Raw genomic sequence first — 20156 nt, 5'->3', positions numbered from 1 at the left:
GTCAAAACCGGATCAACCGCTCCTCGTGAGTACCATGCAGCGTAATCGGGCCGATGCCGATGAAAGCCAGCATCCCGACACCGGTGTATGGGTAGGAGCCGTCCGCACGGACGATACAAACTTGTGCCGTGGTGGAGCGATATTTGGTAACGCCAGATTCCACGGCATTGTGGCAAGAGCCGGAGGCAGCGATGGTCATCGTCGCATTGTTCGATGTCCCCCCTGATTTTTGCCAGCCGCTAACACGCGGAACATCTGGAACGCCTGACACTCCCACGACCGCCTTCCCGAACACGGCGATATTGCTCGCGATATCGGCACAATTGATCGCTGCTAGCCCGGCGTCAGTATACATCTGGCTATTGCAGCGAGCCGCATAGCGGGCGCCGTCCGACAGTCCGGCCTCCATCAGCAACTTGTCGTGGATCAGATTGCCGAACTCGAACACCCCTGCCGACAGCACAAGCATCAGCGGCGTGATCAACGTCATTTCGACGAGCACAGCGCCCCGATGGTCTCCTCGAAATCTGTTCAGATGTCGCAACAGCATTCTGATCACGGCGGTCACCGGTAAACCTGCGCTTCATCGCGCAGGAAATTGTCAAGCGTACCGCGACCACCTTTGCCAGTGATGTCGACGAGCTCGACATAGATTTCCTTGCCGTCTTTGATAGGCTCAGTGATGAAGAAGCTGCCGAATGCTCTAACGGGGACGTTGTCGACGTTGCCATTGAGCGCAAGCTTGCTGCAATCCAGAATGGCACCGTAAAGGATCCGCCGATCGGGGATCGCAATCGGAGTCTGATTGCACAATGGGAGTCCGGTATCGCCGGAGGTAGACTTATCTCCGATCATTCCGTGATCGACTTCATATTTATAGATGTCGTATCGGGTCGCCGCCTCAGTACCCGTTGCAGTAAATCCACCATCTGTTGGAAATGGCCTCGAAGTGGTGGTGCTGCCCGGAACGAGATGATTGGCGGTCCAATAGCCACTAGGGTTCCAGTTTCCATCTCCAAGCATGCCTGCATCAGCCGGGTGAGCAGGATCAAGGGGTGTACAATTATTGGGGTAGCACCCGTCGCGTGGTAGCCCTGTCGTACCCTGCGCCGCCGTATTGTAGGTAACCGACTTAACGGTCTTGTCCGTGTTGCAGGTCACGTTTTTGACGCCCATTCGTACATTCTGGGCCGGCGGATCAGACGTGACGTAAGTACTTGTCAGTCCAAAACGGGCGTTCAACCCGTTTTCCACGGGTCCCTTGTTTTGACCTGGCTTCGTGTTGACGCCATTTTGGGAATAGCACGAAACAGGCTTAATCTTGGCGAGACTGTCTTTTAGCGCAGGGGCGCCATTGCCTGCGGGCGATTCCAGGAAGGAAAAGTTGCCGGGGCCGTAGAATTTGTCGCCGCGCAGGATCAACTGCCGCCGCCGCTGAGCCCTGCTGCTAGCGGCTTGTTCCAACGTGAGGCCGCCGGCAGCTTCGGTCTTCTCATACGGATTACAGATGAAAACAGGCGTATAGTCACAAACCGAAGTTGAAAAGCCCGCGACCGCACTGGCGCCAACATCGAATGAGTTGTTCGCGGCATTCCCGGTCAGGAAAGACGCTGGGAAGATCGCAGAGAAGCCTACCGGTGTAACCTTCACTTCAACAAACCGAGCTGCTTTTGCGTCCGTGACTTCATCCGTAATCACATCGGTGATCGGCCGAGCATCTCCAGCCACTTCGCTGGATTTGCCAGGATTAAGTGTAGCCGGGATCGATCGAAGATAGCGTCGTGTCACGCCGGCAGCGGCAAGCGTCTGCGGTGGCCCTGATGTCGAAAACGTATATTTGTTGGCAACGAGTGTAGCGAGCGCATGGTCGCCGCGTGTGATGCTGTCCGACTGTCCGTCAAGCTCGGCAGCCGCCGCAAGAGCCAGCGCATCCGCGCCCTTTTGCAAATCATTATGCAGGTTGTTGACCCGGCTCATGTCGATCGCCAGCAGGGAAAAGCCGATGATCGCCGGCAGCGTGACGCTGACGAGGATCAGCGCTATTCCCCTCTGATCGTGCCAGAACGCGCGAATGGTCCGCAGCATGGCCTTACTCTCTGCTCCCCTGACGCCAGGTGTCCTCGTATTGCCTGACGCACTGAAACCGCATCCTTCTGTTCAGTTCGTCATAGGTGCCGGTGCGCCGACATTGACCGTTATGGCCGGCGGCGGCGGCGGCGGCGGTGGAAATCGGTAGTTCTGGGCGACCGATGCCGCGCGCTGACCGTCGCCGTCGATCTTCGTATTCCTGGACGCCGGATTAAGCGGGTCGACCGTCTGCAGCAGCGAATTGAATTTCTGCGTGTCGCCGGCGGCCAGGGTCACCGTATCGTAGTGGTTCAGATAGTCCGCGGCGCAGCCCGTCAGCGCACTGGCACACACGATGAGGATCAAGGCGCTATTTCTTGACATAGAGCATCTTGTCCTTCGATTTGAAGTCGAGCATGTGGCCATAGGGGCCGGTGACGCCTTCGCCCAGTTCATATTTGCGGACCATATCCTTGGTCACTTCAAGCTGGCCGAGCACGAAGAACTCCGGATCGTTGGCGGGCCGCGTCTTGTCGAACGGCGTCGCCAGTTGCTCGCCGGGTCTCACCGGCCGCACGAGATGCGGCGTGACGATGACGACCAGCTCGGTTTCTTCCTTCTGATTGCTCGAATTGCGAAACAGCGTCCCGATGACAGGCACCTGGCCGAGCCACGGCACCTGGTTCTGCAGCTTGGTGGTCTTGCTGGATAGAAGCCCGCCGACCGCGAAGCTCTGGCCGTCGCGCAATTCGACGACGGTCGACAGTTTGCGGTTGGTGAAGATCGGGTCGCCGGCGGTGGTGAAGCCGGTCAAGTCGCTGACCTCAGGCGCCAGCCGGATGTGGATCTTGTCGTCGGCGAGCACGACCGGCGTGAACAGAAGATTGACGCCGAATTGCTTATACTCGATCTGGATCTGGCCATCCTTGTCAAGACTGCGGATGGGGACCTGGCCACCGGCATTGAAGCTGGCTTCTTCGCCGGAAAGTGTGGTCAGGTTGGGCTCGGCCAGAGTACGAACAACGCCCTTGGCCTCTAGCGCTTCGATGATCAAATCGACCTTGATGTTGCTGTCGATGACGCGGGTGATCAAAGCTGCGAACGGGTTTGAATTCGACAAAATGCCGCTCACGAGATCGCCCGCGCCGAGCATTGCGCCGTCCTTGTCGACAGTGGCAATGCCGCTTCCGGCTCGCGTTGTGCCGCTGCTGTTCCTGCTCTGGATCGACACGCCGAGATCGCGCCCGGCATTGCGCTTAGCTTCCAGCACACGCACCTCGAGATTGACCTGCTGGCTGTCGTCGACCGTGACGGAATTGATGATGTCGTCGGGTCCGTACTGCTTCGCCACGTCCATGATCGTCGCCAGTGTGGCGCCGTCCTTGACATGGCCGCCGAGCCTGACCCTGCCGTTGACCGAGCCGATCTCGATGCGCGACTTCGGCGCCACCTGGCGGATCGCCTGCGCCATATCGCTGACATCGACGCCGACTTCGATCTGGAGGGCGCCGAGCGAACGCTTGTCGGTGGAGAACAGATTGACCGTGGTGGTGCCGGCGCCCTTGCCGATGACGTAGAGCGTGCGGTCGGTCATCGGCTGGGCGTCGGCGATCTTCTCGTCGCCGACGACGATATCGCCCAGATTGGCACTCACCTGGATCGTCACCGATTGCGACATCGGCAGGAAAATACGATGGACGGCGGGGGTCGACACGTCAATGAAGCGGTCGGCCGCATTGGTCGCCAGGCCCGACAGCAACAGCGCCGTCAGACATGACAATGCTGCCGTCGCTATCCCTGAGCAGTATCCTTGCATCCCCGTCTCCCCACTCGCTGCTGGTGGCAGCCCTGTTTATTAGCCGCACCTTATCATGGTTGTCGCGGCACGTCATATGTCTCGAGCTTCACGCCCCGAAAAACGCCTATCGTCGCCCGTGCCGGAGGTTCAGCCTGCACGTATTTGACCACTTCCTTGACGACTGGCTGCGCCATCGGGACTGGAGCGGGCTTAACCTTGCCCAGTTCGTCGAGGCGGCTTCCCACCCGCTCTACGGCCTGCGTCAGCCCGGCGATCTTGTCCTCGGCGCGCTTGCGCTCGGCGGCGGCCTCGGCTTCCGATGCTGCCTTCCTGTCGAGTTCCGCCTGCCTGGCGGCGACGTCTGCCGGCGTTTCGCTGGTCAGGTCGGAAAGCGTCACCCGCTCGGTCGTCTCGCCCTTGCTGGCTGCGGCCTGGCGAAGCGCCAGCGACAATTGGCCGGCGCCTGCCGCCAGCGTCAGCTTCTGCGCGTCCCTCGTGCTGGCTTCGAGCGTCACGGATTTAACAACAGTCGGGCTATCCTTGCTTTCGTCGGCGACCTGGTCGACGGCAAGCACCTTCATGCTTTGCAGAAGCACGTCAACAAAACTCTTGTCCGCGCCATCGTCGCCGCGGACCGTTCGCGTCAAAAGCACATCGACCCGGTCGCCTGGGAAGACGAAACCAGCGACGCCCAACACGTCGTTGACGCGGATGGAAACGGCTTTCATGCCCTCGCCGAGCACCGCCGAAAGCGTGGCGCGCTGGCCGGGGCCGGTGATCTTCGTAGCAAGGACAGGCTCGTTCACTCCGATCGCCTGCAGAGCTTGCTTCGAGTCGCCCGTCAGGAGCTCCTTGGTCGTCTTGAAGGCACCCGATGGAACCGCGCCCGCAGGCCATGCGACTTCACGCAATTTGTCGGCAGACAGCGTATCGCCGAACTTCAGTGCCACGGCTGCTACGACAACGGTATCGCGCTGAATGTCCTCGGTTCGCGCCATGGCGCCGCGCTGGTTGGCCAGCCAGATGTTGGCGAGCACCACCGCCAGCACGCCAAACACGCCGGCGAGAACGATCATGATGACGGTGTTAGCGCGCATAAGAAGCCTGCCCAATCATTTTCGATCACTCCACAAGTGGATCGCTTTCGGCCGGAAGAGAAGGCCCAGGCCCTGCTACCTGGGCCTTCTCGAAGCTTCACGGAGCCGGAGTTGTCGCCGTGTTCAAGGTGGTATTGAGCGTTGTCCACTCGGTACTCACCCAGGTGCCGACAAGCGCGACGGTGGCGATAACAGCCACGGTGATAATGCCCAGCAGGACAGTATATTCGACCATGGCAGCGCCGTTTTCGTCGTCGCGGAACTGCCGGGTCATCGTCATGAGCTTCTTCATGTCAATTTCTCCCTTTGGAGGTTGGAACCCGACGAGACAGAGCAAAGGATGAAATCCATACCCAAGCATCCCCCGTCACCTCGATCCTAGGTCCCGCGAAAACGCAGAGTCAAACGAGATTAAGAGTTCCTTAACTTTCATATACATGATTCGGCGAGAACATTACACGCATGAATTTTCTCAACGGCTTGATTCTTTTCATTTTTCCAGCGCCTTAACCATTTGTTCACAATTCGGCCGCGGATGTGGCAAGATTGAGGAAGCATTAGTAAGAATGCATATTCCTTTATATCTAAGGGGTTAGCTGCACATATCGGACGGTTCGTTCCGGGAAATCGGATGAGCGTAGAAAGCGATATCGACGCTCCAGCCGCGAACCGGCAGCCATTCCAAATAAGCGCATTATTACAGGCCTCTGATCTTAACTATGTGGAAAGTATTGAAAGCACGCCGACCACCTCGGCGCTTGTGCCTGCCGTGGTTAACAGTTAGTTTCCCCTAATGAGGGTTAAGGGGAGTATAAGCAAATATGCTGGGGCGGTTCATCAAGGGGTCAAGCGAACACCAGGCAGTGACAAAGGTTGAGCCGCTGGTGGTGCCGCCTGTTGCTCCTGCCCTTGCGCCAATCACCGATGCTGAATCGCGCCGTGAAGAATTCTTGACGCTCAAGGTCGAGCTTCATCGCCATCTTATCGATCGGTTCAATCTAACCGCCCTTGAAAATGCTTCCAAGGACGAGATCCTGAATGAGATCCGTCCCATCGTGCGTGAGTTCGTGCGAAATCGAACCGTGCCGCTAAATGCTCGAGAGCTCGATCAGCTAACCAGCGACACTGCCGACGAGATGCTGGGACTCGGGCCGATCGAACCGTTGCTCAAGGATGACTCCATCGCCGATATATTGATCAACACCCACAAACGGGTCTTCATCGAGCGGCGCGGTATTATCGAGGAAACTTCGATCCGTTTCCGCGACGAGGCGCATCTCTTGCGGATCATCAACAAGATCGTCTCGGCGATCGGTCGGCGGGTCGACGAATCCGCACCAATGGTCGACGCACGATTGGCGGACGGCTCACGCGTCAACATCGCGGTGCGGCCGATCTCGGTCGACGGCCCGCTGGTGTCGATCCGCAAATTCTCTAAAAATCGCTATTCGCTCGAGCGTTTGATGGCGTTCAATTCGATCCGTCCACCCATGATCGACCTGCTGCGGATCGCCGTCCAGGCGCGCAAATCGATTCTCGTTTCGGGAGGCACCGGCAGCGGCAAGACCACCTTGCTCAATGCATTGTCGAGTTACATTCCCTCGAAAGAGCGGCTGATCACCATCGAGGATGCGGCGGAACTGCAATTGCAGCAGCCGCATGTCGGCCGTCTGGAGACACGCCCGCCCAATGTCGAGGGGAAAGGCGAGGTGCGCCAGCGTGAATTGCTGAAGAACGCGTTGCGCATGCGGCCGGACCGCATCATCGTTGGCGAGGTGCGTGGCGAGGAAGCCTTCGACATGCTCCAGGCGATGAACACCGGCCATGAGGGATCGATGACCACCATACACGCCAACACCCCGCGCGACGCGATCTCGCGGCTGGAGCAGATGGTCGGCATGGCCGGCATGCCGATGAGCAACGATTCTATTCGGGCGCAGATCGCCTCGGCCATCGACATCATCGTGCAGACACAGCGTCTTTCGGACGGCGGCCGGCGTGTCACCTCCATATCGGAATTGACTGGCATGGAGGGCAATGTCGTCCAGCTACAGGAAATTTATCACTTCATCCGGCGCGACGTGGCCGCCGACGGCGCCATTATCGGAGAGTTTCGCGCCACCGGTGTGCGACCGCGTTTTGCCCAGGAGGCGGCGACGCTGGGCCACCATTTCGCCAAGGATGCCTTCAACCCGCAGGTTGCGCTCTGATGCTGACGGGCCAGACGCTCCTTTACTTCATTTATGTGTTGGCGGCTGCGTCAGTGATCCTTGCTGCCGAATCCTTCTACCTGTCTTTTGCCGGCCGACGGGCGAAAGCGGGGATTATCAATCGACGCTTGCAGCGACTGGGTGAAGAATCGCCAGCCGAACAAAGCCTGCAGGGTTTGCTGCAAGAACGAGGGCTTACAGCATCGGGCGATTTTGTTTTCGGCGCGATCGCCTTGAATCGCCTTTACACCCAGTCCGGCATTACCGGAAACCCACTCGCTTTCGCGGCAGTTTTCCTGCTCGCCGGCCTGGTCCTGGCACTCATGTTGCCATTGCTATTGGGTTTCTCAGCCATTGTCGCCATCATTGTGTTTCTGGTCGTTGGGCTTGTCCTTCCGCTTCTCGTTCTTCGGCGAGCGCGCAACAAGCGGATCCAGAAATTCGCCGCCCAGCTTCCGGACGCACTCGACATGATCGTCCGCTCGTTACGGGCGGGTCATCCAACCACTGTGGCGATCGGACTGGTCGCGCGGGAAATGCCGGACCCTCTCGGCACAGAATTCGGAATCGTCTCCGACGAAATCACCTTTGGCCTCAGCCTTGAGCAAGCCGTCCGAAAACTCTCGCAACGCGTTGGTTTCGAAGGTCTCCATTTGCTGTCGGTTTCGCTCTCCATACAGGCCAAGACCGGCGGAAATCTGACCGAGATCCTGGCCAATCTGTCGTCTGTTTTGCGAGAACGGCGCAAGCTGCGCATGAAGATCAAGGCGCTCTCGGCAGAAGGCCGCATGTCGGCCTGGATCATCTCGTTGTTTCCGGTCATCATGTTCTGCATTCTCCTTGTCGTCGCTCCGAAATTCTATGGAGACGTTTGGGGTAGCCCGCTGATCTTCCCGGTTTTCGTAATTTTCGGATCTTGGGCGCTACTCGGCGATTTCATCATGTACCGCATGGTCAATTTCGATATCTAAAGGAGGGCGTGGAAATTCTAATGAGTCTCGAAGATCCAGCCATTCTTCTATCCCTTGCCGTCTTCCTGGCAGCTGCGGCGCTGTTTGTGTTGGGTGCCTTGGTTGTCATGCCGGCCATCCAGACAAGGAGGCTGGTTGCTCAGAGCCTCTTGTCTGAGGGGACCAATCGCCGGTCGCTTTACGCGCAGCAGGAACTCAACAAGATCTCCGCGCAGCGGCCTGTCGATGCCTATTTCCGAGCTTTGGAAAAGGAACGCGGCGAACCGAATGCGCTGGAAGCGAAACTGTTTCGAGCCGGATTTCATCAACCAAGCGCGCCTATAATCTATACGTTGTCTCGTCTCAGTGCAGTATGTATCGGCTTTCTCGCTTGCTATGCCATTTTGAGTGCCGTGCTACCGCCAAGGATACCCGGCTTCGTGGCGTTCGCCGGTTCAGCATTGATCGGGCTTGGTTGCTTGGTCATTCCCAGCATTGCACTCGATCGATTCGAAAATGGACAGAAACAGGTCTACCGCCGCGGTTTCCCCGATTTCATGGACATGATGATAACCTGTGCTGATGCCGGCATGAGCCTCGAAGCGGCCGTGGAGCGCGTCGGCGCCGAACTTGCCGGCACGCACAAATGGCTCGGCATCCAGTTGTCGATCATGACTTTGCAGTTGCGAGCGGGTAAACCCCTGCGTGAGGCTCTGAAGGAACTCTCAGATCGTATCGGTCTGGAGGAGGCACGTGCGCTGTCGGTGCTGTTCCGGCAATCGGAAGAGCTGGGCACCAGCCTGACGGAAGCCTTGCGCATCTACAGCGACGAGATGCGCAGCCAGCGGATCTTGCATGCCGAAGAACGTGCCAACGCGCTTCCTGTCAAAATGATGATCCCGCTCGGGCTTTGCATCTTCCCAGTCGTGATGATGGTTATCATGTTGCCGCTGATCATCCGAATGAAAGGCGTTTTCTTCTAGTTTGGTATATCATTTGGTCCTAATGTGAGTCGGGAACCCCAGGGGACACATCTATGAAGAGGGTTATCGCGGCCGCGGCCTGTCTGCTCATGGCGGTGCTTGCCGGCTGCCAGACGGCGGACACAACCGACGGTGTCGTGCGCACGAATGAGCCGTCGAAGGGCGACGTGACGTCCTTTGGCGATGCTTTCGACGGGCTGAAAACGGTCAGCGACGTCGAGTATTACGCCTCCGACCAGGCCGTCGCGGAGGCCAAGAACCAGTTCCGCGCCGAAAATTACGGCAATGCCGGCGCGCTGTTCTTCAAGGCGACGCAACTGGCGCCCAATGACGGCAACGCCTGGATGGGGCTGGCCGCCTGCACCGACCGGATCCACCGTTTCGACCTGTCCGACCGGGCCTATGCCAGGGCCTTCAAGCTGGGCGGCGCGACGCCCGAATATTACAACAATGTCGGCTATTCCTATCTGCTGCGCGGCAAGTTGCAGGATGCCCGCTCGAACTTCCTCAAGGCTTACGAACTGGCGCCCAACGACCCGACCGTCGCCAACAATCTGAAGCTGCTGTCGTCCAGCGTGCAGAATATCGAGCGCTAGCATGCTGCTCGTCGAAGCACTGCTGCTGAAGGCGCTCGCCATCCCTTTGCTGGCAAGGATTGCGTGGGTCGATTTCACCGCCCAGAAGATTTCCAATCGTGACGTGCTGCTGCTGCTCTGCCTGGGTGCGGGGGGCTTGCTGTTGCTGTCGCTCCAATCCGGGTCGTGGTGGGACATGGGGCTGAGCGCCCTTGCCGGGCTTCTCCTGTTTGTCGCACTCTTCCCATTCTGGGCCTTGCGCAAGATCGGCGCCGGCGATGTCAAGCTGATGGCGGTCATGCCGTTCCTGATCGGGGGCAGCAGTCTCGTCCTGTTTTCCATGTTGTTGCTGGTCTTTGCTCTGATCACGGTGATGGTGGTGAAAACCCCGTTCATGCTGCCTGAGGGGGCGTTCCGGCTCTACGTCCAGCATATGGATCGCAAAGGCGTCGTACCGTTCGGGGTGCCGATCTCGATGGCCGCGATCTGTACGCTGGCGTTCCTGATCTACAAGAACTTGGTGTTGGCGAGCAGTTCTGGTTGATGGGTTCCTTCGGAGCCTTCGCAGGCGCATAGGTGGAGGGAGTATTAAACGAAAAACCCGCCTGTGCGGCGGGTCGCTGGCGCAAATCAGCACCATGGACAAAAATGTACCATAGCTGAGGGCAGGGAGTCAAGAAAAAATTCCTATCAGGTTGATGGCTAGATAAACAATCACAGGGAGAAGGCAGCATGGCACTTCACCTTTCGGCGGATGCTCCGGTCTCGGTCGCGGCGCCTCCACAGAAATACCTGTTTGGTCCGTTCATCGATTTTTTCATGCTCGGCGGGAGCGCGTTCCTGATCCTGCCGGTCCTGTATTTCGTGCCGCTCAAATATGAGGGCGTCGTGGCGCTGGCGGCGTTCTTGCTGTCGCATCTCATCAACCAGCCGCACTTTGCCCATTCCTACCAGATTTTCTATCGCAATTTCGCACGCAAGGTGCGCGGTGACGGATACGACAGAAGTCTCCAGATCCGCTACATCATCGCGGGCATTGCCGTCCCAATGATCATGGTCGCTTTCTTCGCCTATGGCTCCGTAACCGGCAACGCCCGCCTGCTGGGATATGCCACCAACGCGATGGGCTTTTTCGTCGGCTGGCACTACGTCAAGCAAGGCTATGGCATGCTGATGGTGGACGCGGTGCTGAAGCGCAAATTCTTCAGCGACCAGGACAAGAAAGCGCTGCTGTTCAACGGATATGCCGTGTGGCTGTTCGCCTGGCTCCAGACAAACGTGGTGATCACCGAAAGGCAGTACTGGGGCCTGGACTACTACACATTCGCTGTCCCGCCCTGGCTCCTCAACATCGCGCTCGCGGTCGCCGCTGCCTCCTCGGCGGCCACCGCCGTGATGTTCGTCAATCGCTGGCGCAAACATGGCGGCGCGCTACCGTATAACGGCGTCGTCGCTTACGTCACGACCCTCTATGCCTGGATTCTGTTCGTGAGATTGAACCCGCTTTGGCTGCTCGTGGTACCGGCGCTCCATTCGTTGCAGTATTTGGCGGTGGTCTGGCGTTACCAGACCAATGTCGAGCGCGACCGCGCGGATGCCGTCAAGGATCCGGAATTCAGGGTGCTGTCCATTCTTGGGCCGATGTACAGGCTGCGGGTGCTGATATTCATCATCGCTGGCACAATTCTCGGTGCTCTCGGTTTCTGGCTGGTGCCGATGGCGCTGAGTGCCCTGGTTCCCTACGACAAACAGGTGCTCGGCTCGTCGCTTTTCCTCTTCATCGCGTGGATATTCATCAACGTGCACCATTACTTCCTGGACAATGTGATGTGGCGTCGCGGCAACCCGGAAGTCTCGAAATATCTGTTCCGCTAACCCTCAGTCCGTTGGATGTTCAGTCCCGCAGGAGATCGAACATCAGCTTGAAGAAGCGGTCCGCGTCGACCTCATGGGCGATGCGGGCATTGTCCTTTTCACCGCGCTCGCCCCAGTAGTCGGCGATGGTCGCGCCGAAGGCGTAGGTGCCGGACAGATCGACGCCGATATGGGCAGGGCGCGTGCGCACCAATGTCGGGTCGATGGCCAGCGCCAGCGCCAGCGGATCGTGCATGGCGCCGCCGACGCCCATCGAGTTGCGGTGCAGCTTCTCGTAGAACAGCAGCCAGTCGTTGACGAGCCGGCCGAGCGGCGTGTCGATGGTGGCGAGTTCGGCATATTGCGGCGCCTCGATCAGCACCTGCATGGTGACGTCGAGGCCGACCATCAGGATCGGCACGCCGCTGTCCAGCACGATCTTCAGCGCTTCGGGATCGCAGAACGCGTTGAATTCGGTCGGCGTGATGATCTCGCTCTTGCGGTAGAACACGCCGCCCATCCAGATCAGTTCCTTGATCTTGGGCAGCACGTCGCGATGCTTGAGGATCATCAGGCCGATATTGCTGAGCGGGCCGGTGGCAACGACCAGGATCGGTTCGGGCGCGGCGCGCAGCCTGTCGGCCAGGAAATCGACGGCATGCTGGTCAACCGGCTTGATCGTCGCCTGCGGCAGGTAGGGCGAGCCCTCGAGCCCGCTCGGGCCATCGGCGGTGCCGAGCACCAGCGGGCGCGCCAGCGGGCGGTGACAGCCCTGCGCGACAGGCACGTCGCCGGCGCCGATATACTCCAGGATGCGCAAGGCATTGGCGGTCGTCTTCTCGACTTCCGCATTGCCGCAGGTCGTGGTGACGCCGATGAGTTCGATGGCCGGCGAGCGATGCGCCATGACCAGGGCGATGGCGTCGTCGTGGCCGGGATCGCAGTCGAACAGGATAGGAGTTGGCTTGGTCATCATGTCGTCTTTCACGCCGCCCGCTCGTAGCGCGCTATGGTTTTCTTGAAGCCGTCGAGGAAACGCCGGCCGTCCAGGCCGGTGCAGATGCGGGTGGTCTTGGGCCCGCCGCCGGGCAGCAATTGCCGGCCGCGATAGGCGACGGTCTGGCCGCGCGCCAGCCTGCCGTCGAGCACGACGTCGGCGAACAGCGGCTCGGTCATCGTCGCCAGGCCGGGATCGAAAGCCAGCGCCACGGTGATCACGTCATCCATCGGGAACCCGACGAGGTCGAAGAATTCGCGCCAGATGTCGATGTAGATCGGGAAGCTGTCGGCGATCATCTCAAGGACGGGATTGTCCCTGGCGACGGCCTGCATGTCGGCGATGTCGTCGCGCGTCAGCATCGAGTCGGCGACGCGGTTGTCCTCGCAGATGTCGAGGGGGACCAGGATCTTCTCGACATCGGCGTTGAGCACGATGCGCGAGGCCTCCGGATCGGCCCAGATGTTGTACTCCGACAGGGGTGTGATGTTGCCCGGCGTCTGGAAATTGCCGCCGAGCACGATCAGCCGCTTGAGTGCACCGGTCAATCGCGGCTCCTGCAACAGCGCCATCGCCGCGTTGGTCAGCGGGCCGGTCGTCACCAGCGTGATCTCGCCCGGATTGGCCATGACCGTCTCGATTATGAAATCGACCGCATGTCCCGACGTGGCCTGCCGCACCGGCGTCGGCGCCGGCGGGTTGAACTTCTTCAGGCGATCGCCGAAGCGGGCGACAAGCCGTTTTTCGAAATGCACCGGCGCCTCCATGTCGGCCTTGGCGTTGCCGACGATCGGCCGCCACGCGCCGGCGTGAACCGGGATATCGTTACGCCCGGCGAGCGTCAGCGTGTTGAGGACGACGTTGGTGACCTGTTCGATCGGGCCGGCCGCACCGGTCACGGTGGTCACGCCCTCAAGCCGGAGCTTGGGATTGACCGCTGCAAACAGCACGGCGAGAATATCGTCGCCGGCTGAATCCACGTCGAGGATTATGCGTTCCATAAAGGCTTCCTTCACTGGGGATTTTTGCCGCCGGGTTCAGTGTTCCTGTCTACCGACAGCAGCTTCCGCATCGATTCCAGCGTCTCCGCGATGATCCTCGGGCGCGCCCGGTAGGACAGCGCGAACAATGCGATCAGCGCGACGACATAGGGGACGGTGAGAACCAGGTAGGACGGATAGCCAAACGTCTGCAGGCGCAACGAAAAGGCATCGGCGAAGCCGAACAGCAGGCAGCCGGCCAGCACCTTCAGCGGATCGCCGTTGGAAAAGATCAGGATCGCCACCGCCATGAAACCACGGCCCGACGACATGTTTTCGGTGAACATGGTGATGTAGCCGAGGGACAGATGCGCGCCGGCGAGGCCCGCCAGCAATCCGCACAGCAGGGATGCGATGTAGCGGACGCGGGTGATCGAGATGCCAAGCGCCTCGGCGGCTTCCGGCTTTTCGCCGACCACGCGGATATAGAGGCCGAGCCGCGTCCTGTTGTAGCAGACGACCAGCAGCGGCACGGCGATGAAGGCGGCATAGACGAGCGGCGTGAAACCGGAGATCAGCGGCGCCCAGGAGCCGAGAAGGTCGCGGGCGCCGGGCAGCTGGACTTTCGGCAGGCCGACGATGCCGTGACCGACGATCGAACCGCGCGTGCCGAAGATCGCTTTCATCAGCGAGATCGTCATGCCGCCGGCCAGGATGTTGAGCGCCAGCCCGACGACAACTTCATTTGCCTTGAAGCTCACCACCAGGACAGCAAAAACCAGGGCGAAGACGAGCGCCGCCGCAACGCCGCAGGCGACGCCCGCCAGTGCGGAACCTGTCCAGATCGAACCAAGGACGGCGAAGAAGGCGCCGACCAGCATCTGCCCCTCGAGGCCGATGTTGAAGATGCCGGCCTTGGTGGTGAACGAGCCGCCAAGCGCGACCAGAAGGATGGGCGCGGTGGTGCGAAGCGTCGCAGCGATCAGCGCGACGTTGATGAGCTTGTCTAGAATTTCCATCGCCGCTCCCCTGCCTGGCTGTCGCCACGCTTTCTCACCAGCACCTGGGCCGACACGCTGAGGATGATCAGCGCCTGGATCACGGTGATGATTTCGCGCGACGCGCTGGTGTCGACCTCGAGCAGCAGCGATCCGTTGCGCAGGGCGCCGAAGAACAGTGCGGTGAAGATGGTGGCGACAGGCGAGCCATTGGCAAGCAGGGCGGCGATCAGCCCGTCGAAGCCGAAACCGGGAGCAAATCCTTCCATGAAGCGGTGGTGGACGCCGAGCGTCTCGACACCGCCGGCCAGCCCGCCGACGGCCCCCGAAAGCAGCAGGACCAGGAAGCCCTGCCGTTTCACGTTGATGCCGCCATATTCGGCGAATTTCGGCGCCGAGCCGACCATCGTGACGCCGTAACCCCATTTGGTGTAGCGGAAGACAAGGGCCGCGCCGACCGCCAGCACCAGGCCAATGACCAGGCCCCAGTTCAACCGCGAGAAGGCGAAGATCTCCGGCAGATAGGATGTCGCCAGGATCGGCGGCGTCTCCGACCAGCCGCCCGGCCGCTTGAACAGGAAGATGGTGAAGTAGGATGTGAGCAGCACCGCCACGTAGTTCGACAGGATCGTCGAGACGACCTCGTTGGTGTTGTAGCGGGCGCGGAAATAGGCGGGGATGGCGACCCAAGCCGCGCCTGCCACGACCGCCAGCGCCAGTGCTGCCAGCGTGTGGATGCCCGCGGGCAGGGGCATGGCAAAGCCGACCCAGGCGGCGGCGAAGCCGCCGAGGAACAGCTGGCCCTCGATGCCGACGTTGAACATGCCGCCGCGCAAGCCGATGCAGGCAGCGACACCGCAGATCAGGATCGGCGTCGTCTGCAGCAAGGTCCCGGCAATCTTCTCCTGATCGCCGAAGGCGCCGCGCAACAGTGTCATGAACACACGCACCGGGCTTTCGCCGACCATGAGGATGATGATCGCGCCCATCAGCAGTGCCACGCCGATGGCGATGACCTGGCCGGAAACGGCATGCAAATGGTCTCTCATGATGCGGTCTCCGCGGCGAATTCCGGCGCGGCCACGCCTGCCATCATCATGCCGATGCGCTCCTCGTCGGCGTCATCGCCAGAGACCTCGCCCATGATCCGCCCGTTGAACATTACCAGGATGCGGTCGGCAAGGGCGGCCAGTTCGTCGAGTTGCACGGAAATCAGCAGGATCGCGCGGCCGGCGGCACGCTGGCGCATGATCTCGTCATGAATGGCCTCCTGGGCGCCGATGTCGACGCCGCGCGTCGGCTGGTCGATCAGCAGGAAATCGGCGCCATTGGTGAATTCGCGTGCCAGAACGACCTTCTGGATGTTTCCGCCCGAAAGCCGCTTGACCGCATCGCCCGGTCCGCGCGCGCGAATATCGAAGCTCTTGATCAGCGTTTCGGCGTTTTGATTTATGGCATTCCAGTTGAGCATGCCGCCACGACTCCATGGTGCGCGATGCTGGCGGCCCATCAGGGTGTTGGCCGCTATCGAAGCGTTGCGATCGACCCCGCGTACCATGCGGTCGCCTGGAACATGGGCGAGGCCTGCCTGGCGGATCGCGGCGGGCGAGAGAGCGGTGAGATTCTGGCCCTTCAGCCAAGCCCCGCCATGGCTTGCCGGCCGCAGGCCCGAAAGCACTTCCGCCAGCTCCGTCTGTCCATTGCCGGCCACACCCGCGATCCCCACCACCTCGCCGGAGCGGACCGTGAAACTGGCATCGCGAAGGGCCGGCAGCAGGCGATCGTCGCGCGCCCACAGATCCTTGACTTGGAGCACTACGTCCCCGTGCAGCGAAGCGCGCGGCCGGCGGTCGAAGCTGACTTCGCGGCCGACCATCATGTGCACCAACTGGTCCTTGCTGAGCTCGGCCGTCGGCCGGGTCGCCACCTTCCTGCCGTTGCGCAGCACCGTCACCGTGTCGGACACTTCCATCACTTCTTCCAGGTGATGCGAAATGAAGATCACCGTCATGCCCTCGGCCACGAAGCTGCGCAGCGTCTGGAACAGTTCGCGGCTTTCCTGCGGCGTCAGCACCGCGGTCGGTTCGTCGAGAATGATGGTGCGCGCGCCGCGCACCAGGACCTTCAGGATTTCGATGCGTTGCTCTATGCCGACCGAGAGCAGCCCGACGCGCTCGGTCGGATCGACCTGCAGGCCGAAGCGCTTCGACAGGTCGCGCGTTCGCGCCACCTGCGCAGCGTGGTCGATAAGTCCATGGCGACGGATTTCCATGCCGAGAAAGACGTTGTCGGCAACCGAGAGCGAGGGAACCAGCTTGAAATGCTGGTGAACCATGCCGAGGCCGGCCTTTATCGCCACGGACGGGTCGGCGATCACGATCTCTTCACCGTTCAGCCGGATCGAGCCTTCGTCCGGCTGCAAGAGGCCGAGCAGGATGTTCATCAGCGTCGTCTTGCCGGCACCGTTCTCGCCGATGATGGCGTGGATCTCGCCGCGGCGGACCGCAAGATCGATGCCGTCATTGGCGACGAATGCGCCAAAACGCTTGGTGATGCCAGTCAACTCGACGGCCATCGCGGCATTGCTGTGGAGGGTCGGCGACCCCGGCGTGTTCGACAACATGGCTCTCGCAGATTGGACACTGATCCGCCGCGGCAAGCCGCGGCGGATCAGTCTAGCGCTTTCTTGGGAGGGAGGCGCTGGTGTTGGCTTATTTCGCCTTGGCGATCACGATCTTGCCGTCGACGATGCCCTTTTTGATCTCGTCGAGCTTGGCGGTCATCTCTGCCGGGATCTTGGCGGCGATGTCATCGCAGACCTTGACCTCGACACCGCCCGAGGCGAGGTCGAAAGTGCGGGTGCCGGCGGTGATCTTGCGGCCCTCGACCTCGTCCTTGATCAACGTATAGACGGCGATGTCGCCGCGCTTCAGCATGCTGGCGAGCACATTTCCGGGGGCCGAGCCGCACATGTCGATGTCGACGCCGATCGAATATTTGTCGACCGCGGCACTTGCCTGCATCACGCCTTCACCCGTCGGGCCGGCGACGTTGTAGACAATGTCGGAGCCTTGGCCGTAAAGCGCCTGGGCAAGTTCGCTTCCCTTGGCCGGGTCGTCGAAGGTTCCGGCGAAGACGGAGTTCACCTTGACGTCGGGCGCGGCATATTTGGCGCCTTGCTCGTAGCCGCCCAGGAAGTTGCGGATCACCGGGATATCGCGGCCGCCGACAAAGCCGATGGCCTTGCCGTCGCCGATCTTGTCGAAGGCGGTGCCCTTGGCTTCGATCATGCCGGCAAGCGCGCCGGCGACGAAGGATCCCTGCTCCTCGGCGAAATTGGCGTAGATCATCTTGGGGTTGTCGAGGACGCCATCGATGAACACGAAGCGCTGGTCAGGATATTCGGCGCTGACCTTTTGCAGCGAGTCCACCAGCTCCCAGCCCATCACGAAGATCAGGTCGTACTGTTTGCCCTTGGCAAGATTCTCGAACTGCTGCTGGTAGTCGAGCGCGCGATTGCCGGTGTCGACCAGCTTGAGATCGATGCCGAAATCGGTCTTGGCCTTGTTGAGGCCGTTGACGATCGAAACGCCAAAACCCTGTGCAAAGTATCCCGAGATGGCGGCCACGGAAACCTTGGCCTGTGCGGCGGCCGGTCCGAACGAAATGGCAAGCATCGTGCCGGCCAGGAATAAACTCTTGAGCGCCCTTTTCATGTCATTCCCCTTCAGCTTTTTTCAGCTTTTGAAGCCACGCTTTGACCATCCCCCACACATCGCCGGGACAACGGCGAGTTCGTTGATGGTCATATGAGTTTAGGAGCGGCTTAACAGGCTGTCAATCGTCATCCGATGCAGTTTTCTTGGCCCTTCGCCCGCTTGCTCGACGTCTGTGCTTGACAAATGTCGATAGGCATAATTGTTGATACTCTAACGAGTTTTATGAACGACGGGATGAAGGAAGAGAACAATGCCGGCTGTGGTGGTCAGGAAATTTCTGGTTCAGATCGAAGAGATATTCCATGAGGGCGGACCCCACGCGGCACGCCCGCTCAAGCGAGGCGCGATCGTCGCGGTCATCGCCAACCCTTTTGCCGGACGCTATGTCGAAGAGATCACCGGCTTCATGGAAGACCTGAAGCCGCTCGGTCTCGATATGGCTCGGCGCCTGATCGACGTCATTGGTGAGGGCGGCCAGGCCATCGAAGGTTATGGCAAGGGTGCCATAGTCGGCGCCGCCGGCGAGCTTGAACATGGCGCGCTCTGGCACAATCCGGGCGGCTACGCGATGCGCGAACTGCTCGGCAATGCCAAGGCGATCGTGCCTTCGACCAAGAAAGTCGGCGGCCCCGGAACGCGCATCGACATCCCGATCACGCACATAAACGCCTCCTATGTGCGCAGCCATTTCGATGCGATCGAGATCGGCATTGCCGATGCACCGCGCAGCGACGAAATGGCGGTCATCCTGGTGATGACCACCGGCGCACGCGTCCATGCACGGGTCGGCGGCCTTGCCGCCGCCGACATCAAGGGCGAGGACGGATTGCGATGAGCCCGGAAATCCGCCGTTTCATCACCATCGTCGAGGAAACCCGGATCGAAGGCGGGCGGCCTGTCGATCCGCCGACGCGGCGTGCCGCAGCCATTGCGGTCATCCGCAACCCCTATGCGGGTACCTACGTTGAGGATCTGTCGGCACTCAGCGCCATCGGCGAAGCGTTGGGAGATATCTTGCCCAGGCGCGCCGTCGCTGCTCTGGGCATTGCCGGCGACCGGGTCGAGAGCTTCGGCAAGGCGGCCGCCGTCGGCGCCGATGGCGAGCTCGAACATGCCGCCGCCATCCTTCATCCAAAGCTCGGCGCCCCGTTCCGCGATGTGCTCGGCAAGGGCGCCGCGCTCATTCCTTCATCGAAGAAGCGCGGCGGCCTCGGCGTGCCGCTCGATATTCCGCTCGGTCACAAGGATGCGGCGCGGGTGCGCAGCCATTTCGACGGTATGGAAGTTCGTATTCCCGACGCACCGCGTGCCGACGAGATTGTCGTCGCTATCGCCGTCACCGATTCCGGCAGGCCGCACCCGCGCGTCGGCGGACTGACCAAAGACAAGGTCGTCGGCAAGGACGGCGTCAGCTAGGATAACCGACATTCAGGCGATGCCGGCCTGCAAACGTTGATTTCCTGCGCTTCCCGTGCTCGCGTACCCGAAAGTACGCTGCGCTCCGGTTCTGAGAAATAAAGATATTTGCGACACACAAAAAAGTCGAAGAAATAGAACCGGAGTTCAGTTTCCAGCCGTCGGATGAGTTCTGTTTGGCGTCCGAAATGATGCAACTCGACGAGGGCGTTCTTAGCCGGTTTCGACTATGAACATCCGTGCCTCTTGGGCTTCCCGACGCTCGGCCTTGATCGGCGCGTATCTCTCGGAATTGTAGAACGCCAGCGCTTGAGCGAGGGTTGCAAATTCAAATACGCCGGCCATCGGGAGCGGCGCGTCCTCGCCCTCAAGAACCTGCGCAACAGGGCCGAAATGTAAGATGCGCCCGCCGGCCTCTTGCAGAGCCGCTTGAAAGCGCGGAGCGACAGCCGCCTGTTTGGCGGCGTCGATGATGCGCAGATTGATATGCACGTACGCTGGCATGGAATTCT

General features: G+C 60.5%; 22 protein-coding genes. 9 read left to right on the top strand and 13 right to left on the bottom strand.

Annotation, left to right across the window (positions count from 1 at the left end; translation table 11 throughout):
• Position 1: 1 nt before the first annotated feature.
• The 6 genes from EN955_RS11840 to EN955_RS11815 all read right to left on the bottom strand — a co-directional run bounded on the left by EN955_RS11840 (position 2) and on the right by EN955_RS11815 (position 5254).
• The gene (locus tag EN955_RS11840) at positions 2-568 is read right to left on the bottom strand and encodes a TadE/TadG family type IV pilus assembly protein (RefSeq protein ID WP_024502272.1); all 567 of its coding nucleotides are present in this window, start codon (positions 566-568) and stop codon (positions 2-4) included.
• A complete protein-coding gene (locus tag EN955_RS11835) occupies positions 565-2085 on the bottom strand; it encodes a pilus assembly protein TadG-related protein (RefSeq protein WP_024502273.1) in 1521 nt (506 codons plus the stop codon). The genes EN955_RS11840 and EN955_RS11835 overlap by 4 nt, the downstream gene beginning before the upstream one ends.
• Before the next feature lie 72 nt (positions 2086-2157).
• Complete coding sequence (locus tag EN955_RS11830) at positions 2158-2433, bottom strand: hypothetical protein (RefSeq protein WP_245265304.1); 276 nt, start codon at positions 2431-2433, stop codon at positions 2158-2160.
• A 4-nt stretch (positions 2434-2437) separates the two neighbouring features.
• Positions 2438-3883 carry a type II and III secretion system protein family protein gene (locus EN955_RS11825; protein ID WP_024502275.1) on the bottom strand — a complete coding sequence of 482 codons (1446 nt, stop codon included), beginning with the start codon at positions 3881-3883 and terminating at the stop codon, positions 2438-2440.
• Between the two features lie 53 nt (positions 3884-3936).
• On the bottom strand, positions 3937-4962 hold the full coding sequence (gene cpaB / locus EN955_RS11820) for a Flp pilus assembly protein CpaB (RefSeq protein WP_024502276.1): 1026 nt from the start codon (positions 4960-4962) through the stop codon (positions 3937-3939).
• 97 nt (positions 4963-5059) lie between these two features.
• A complete protein-coding gene (locus EN955_RS11815; protein ID WP_024502277.1) occupies positions 5060-5254 on the bottom strand; it encodes a Flp family type IVb pilin in 195 nt (64 codons plus the stop codon).
• A gap of 339 nt (positions 5255-5593) precedes the next feature.
• On the opposite strand from EN955_RS11815, the gene EN955_RS34760 reads away from it, so the two are divergent.
• The 7 genes from EN955_RS34760 to EN955_RS11785 all read left to right on the top strand — a co-directional run bounded on the left by EN955_RS34760 (position 5594) and on the right by EN955_RS11785 (position 11555).
• The gene (locus tag EN955_RS34760) at positions 5594-5746 is read left to right on the top strand and encodes a hypothetical protein (RefSeq protein ID WP_155924939.1); all 153 of its coding nucleotides are present in this window, start codon (positions 5594-5596) and stop codon (positions 5744-5746) included.
• A gap of 37 nt (positions 5747-5783) precedes the next feature.
• Entirely contained in the window at positions 5784-7172 is a 1389-nt protein-coding gene (locus tag EN955_RS11810) for a CpaF family protein (protein WP_024502278.1), read from the top strand.
• Complete coding sequence (locus tag EN955_RS11805) at positions 7172-8143, top strand: type II secretion system F family protein (RefSeq protein ID WP_024502279.1); 972 nt, start codon at positions 7172-7174, stop codon at positions 8141-8143. Before EN955_RS11810 ends, EN955_RS11805 begins: the two co-directional genes overlap by 1 nt.
• A 20-nt stretch (positions 8144-8163) precedes the next feature.
• Complete coding sequence (locus tag EN955_RS11800; protein WP_032898852.1) at positions 8164-9105, top strand: type II secretion system F family protein; 942 nt, start codon at positions 8164-8166, stop codon at positions 9103-9105.
• A 53-nt stretch (positions 9106-9158) separates the two neighbouring features.
• Positions 9159-9701 carry a tetratricopeptide repeat protein gene (locus EN955_RS11795; RefSeq protein WP_024502281.1) on the top strand — a complete coding sequence of 181 codons (543 nt, stop codon included), beginning with the start codon at positions 9159-9161 and terminating at the stop codon, positions 9699-9701.
• 1 nt (position 9702) lies between these two features.
• Positions 9703-10224, top strand: a complete 522-nt coding sequence (locus EN955_RS11790; protein WP_024502282.1) for a prepilin peptidase — start codon at positions 9703-9705, stop codon at positions 10222-10224.
• Between the two features lie 188 nt (positions 10225-10412).
• Positions 10413-11555 carry a hypothetical protein gene (locus EN955_RS11785; RefSeq protein WP_024502283.1) on the top strand — a complete coding sequence of 381 codons (1143 nt, stop codon included), beginning with the start codon at positions 10413-10415 and terminating at the stop codon, positions 11553-11555.
• A gap of 19 nt (positions 11556-11574) precedes the next feature.
• On the opposite strand, the gene EN955_RS11780 is transcribed toward EN955_RS11785, so the two are convergent.
• The 6 genes from EN955_RS11780 to EN955_RS11755 all read right to left on the bottom strand — a co-directional run bounded on the left by EN955_RS11780 (position 11575) and on the right by EN955_RS11755 (position 18225).
• Complete coding sequence (locus EN955_RS11780; RefSeq protein ID WP_024502284.1) at positions 11575-12522, bottom strand: nucleoside hydrolase; 948 nt, start codon at positions 12520-12522, stop codon at positions 11575-11577.
• Positions 12519-13532 (bottom strand): nucleoside hydrolase, encoded by a 1014-nt coding sequence (locus EN955_RS11775; protein WP_024502285.1) that lies wholly within the window; start codon positions 13530-13532, stop codon positions 12519-12521. Before EN955_RS11775 ends, EN955_RS11780 begins: the two co-directional genes overlap by 4 nt.
• Positions 13533-13543: 11 nt before the next feature.
• The gene (locus EN955_RS11770; protein ID WP_013530293.1) at positions 13544-14530 is read right to left on the bottom strand and encodes an ABC transporter permease; all 987 of its coding nucleotides are present in this window, start codon (positions 14528-14530) and stop codon (positions 13544-13546) included.
• Positions 14518-15558 carry an ABC transporter permease gene (locus EN955_RS11765; protein WP_024502286.1) on the bottom strand — a complete coding sequence of 347 codons (1041 nt, stop codon included), beginning with the start codon at positions 15556-15558 and terminating at the stop codon, positions 14518-14520. The genes EN955_RS11770 and EN955_RS11765 overlap by 13 nt, the downstream gene beginning before the upstream one ends.
• Positions 15555-17132 (bottom strand): ABC transporter ATP-binding protein, encoded by a 1578-nt coding sequence (locus tag EN955_RS11760; protein ID WP_024502287.1) that lies wholly within the window; start codon positions 17130-17132, stop codon positions 15555-15557. The genes EN955_RS11765 and EN955_RS11760 overlap by 4 nt, the downstream gene beginning before the upstream one ends.
• Before the next feature lie 88 nt (positions 17133-17220).
• Positions 17221-18225 carry a BMP family ABC transporter substrate-binding protein gene (locus EN955_RS11755; protein WP_013530296.1) on the bottom strand — a complete coding sequence of 335 codons (1005 nt, stop codon included), beginning with the start codon at positions 18223-18225 and terminating at the stop codon, positions 17221-17223.
• Positions 18226-18478: 253 nt separating this feature from the next.
• On the opposite strand from EN955_RS11755, the gene EN955_RS11750 reads away from it, so the two are divergent.
• Together EN955_RS11750 and EN955_RS11745 are read left to right on the top strand one after the other, a co-directional pair.
• Positions 18479-19063 (top strand): amino acid synthesis family protein, encoded by a 585-nt coding sequence (locus tag EN955_RS11750; protein WP_024502288.1) that lies wholly within the window; start codon positions 18479-18481, stop codon positions 19061-19063.
• Positions 19060-19644: an amino acid synthesis family protein gene (locus tag EN955_RS11745; RefSeq protein WP_024502289.1), complete on the top strand. Its 585-nt coding sequence runs from the start codon at positions 19060-19062 to the stop codon at positions 19642-19644. Before EN955_RS11750 ends, EN955_RS11745 begins: the two co-directional genes overlap by 4 nt.
• A gap of 213 nt (positions 19645-19857) precedes the next feature.
• Here EN955_RS11745 and EN955_RS11740 read toward each other — a convergent pair whose 3' ends face one another.
• Entirely contained in the window at positions 19858-20148 is a 291-nt protein-coding gene (locus EN955_RS11740; protein WP_013530299.1) for a DUF1330 domain-containing protein, read from the bottom strand.
• Positions 20149-20156 lie beyond the last annotated feature (8 nt).

Origin of the sequence: Mesorhizobium sp. M7A.F.Ca.CA.001.04.2.1 (assembly GCF_003998485.1) — a bacterium.
Classification (GTDB): Bacteria; Pseudomonadota; Alphaproteobacteria; order Rhizobiales; family Rhizobiaceae; genus Mesorhizobium; species Mesorhizobium ciceri.
This window is presented reverse-complemented; position numbering and strand designations above follow the sequence as displayed.

What these genes read in the sequence shown, in the direction of transcription:
- EN955_RS11835 (WP_024502273.1), bottom strand. Translation starts at nt 2,085, where the DNA reads ATGCTGCGGACCATTCGCGCGTTCTGGCACGATCAGAGGGGAATAGCG.
- EN955_RS11825 (WP_024502275.1), bottom strand. Translation starts at nt 3,883, where the DNA reads ATGCAAGGATACTGCTCAGGGATAGCGACGGCAGCATTGTCATGTCTG.
- cpaB (WP_024502276.1), bottom strand. Translation starts at nt 4,962, where the DNA reads ATGCGCGCTAACACCGTCATCATGATCGTTCTCGCCGGCGTGTTTGGC.
- EN955_RS11815 (WP_024502277.1), bottom strand. Translation starts at nt 5,254, where the DNA reads ATGAAGAAGCTCATGACGATGACCCGGCAGTTCCGCGACGACGAAAAC.
- EN955_RS34760 (WP_155924939.1), top strand. Translation starts at nt 5,594, where the DNA reads ATGAGCGTAGAAAGCGATATCGACGCTCCAGCCGCGAACCGGCAGCCA.
- EN955_RS11810 (WP_024502278.1), top strand. Translation starts at nt 5,784, where the DNA reads ATGCTGGGGCGGTTCATCAAGGGGTCAAGCGAACACCAGGCAGTGACA.
- EN955_RS11805 (WP_024502279.1), top strand. Translation starts at nt 7,172, where the DNA reads ATGCTGACGGGCCAGACGCTCCTTTACTTCATTTATGTGTTGGCGGCT.
- EN955_RS11800 (WP_032898852.1), top strand. Translation starts at nt 8,164, where the DNA reads ATGAGTCTCGAAGATCCAGCCATTCTTCTATCCCTTGCCGTCTTCCTG.
- EN955_RS11795 (WP_024502281.1), top strand. Translation starts at nt 9,159, where the DNA reads ATGAAGAGGGTTATCGCGGCCGCGGCCTGTCTGCTCATGGCGGTGCTT.
- EN955_RS11790 (WP_024502282.1), top strand. Translation starts at nt 9,703, where the DNA reads ATGCTGCTCGTCGAAGCACTGCTGCTGAAGGCGCTCGCCATCCCTTTG.
- EN955_RS11785 (WP_024502283.1), top strand. Translation starts at nt 10,413, where the DNA reads ATGGCACTTCACCTTTCGGCGGATGCTCCGGTCTCGGTCGCGGCGCCT.
- EN955_RS11775 (WP_024502285.1), bottom strand. Translation starts at nt 13,532, where the DNA reads ATGGAACGCATAATCCTCGACGTGGATTCAGCCGGCGACGATATTCTC.
- EN955_RS11770 (WP_013530293.1), bottom strand. Translation starts at nt 14,530, where the DNA reads ATGGAAATTCTAGACAAGCTCATCAACGTCGCGCTGATCGCTGCGACG.
- EN955_RS11765 (WP_024502286.1), bottom strand. Translation starts at nt 15,558, where the DNA reads ATGAGAGACCATTTGCATGCCGTTTCCGGCCAGGTCATCGCCATCGGC.
- EN955_RS11760 (WP_024502287.1), bottom strand. Translation starts at nt 17,132, where the DNA reads ATGTTGTCGAACACGCCGGGGTCGCCGACCCTCCACAGCAATGCCGCG.
- EN955_RS11755 (WP_013530296.1), bottom strand. Translation starts at nt 18,225, where the DNA reads ATGAAAAGGGCGCTCAAGAGTTTATTCCTGGCCGGCACGATGCTTGCC.
- EN955_RS11750 (WP_024502288.1), top strand. Translation starts at nt 18,479, where the DNA reads ATGCCGGCTGTGGTGGTCAGGAAATTTCTGGTTCAGATCGAAGAGATA.
- EN955_RS11745 (WP_024502289.1), top strand. Translation starts at nt 19,060, where the DNA reads ATGAGCCCGGAAATCCGCCGTTTCATCACCATCGTCGAGGAAACCCGG.
- EN955_RS11740 (WP_013530299.1), bottom strand. Translation starts at nt 20,148, where the DNA reads ATGCCAGCGTACGTGCATATCAATCTGCGCATCATCGACGCCGCCAAA.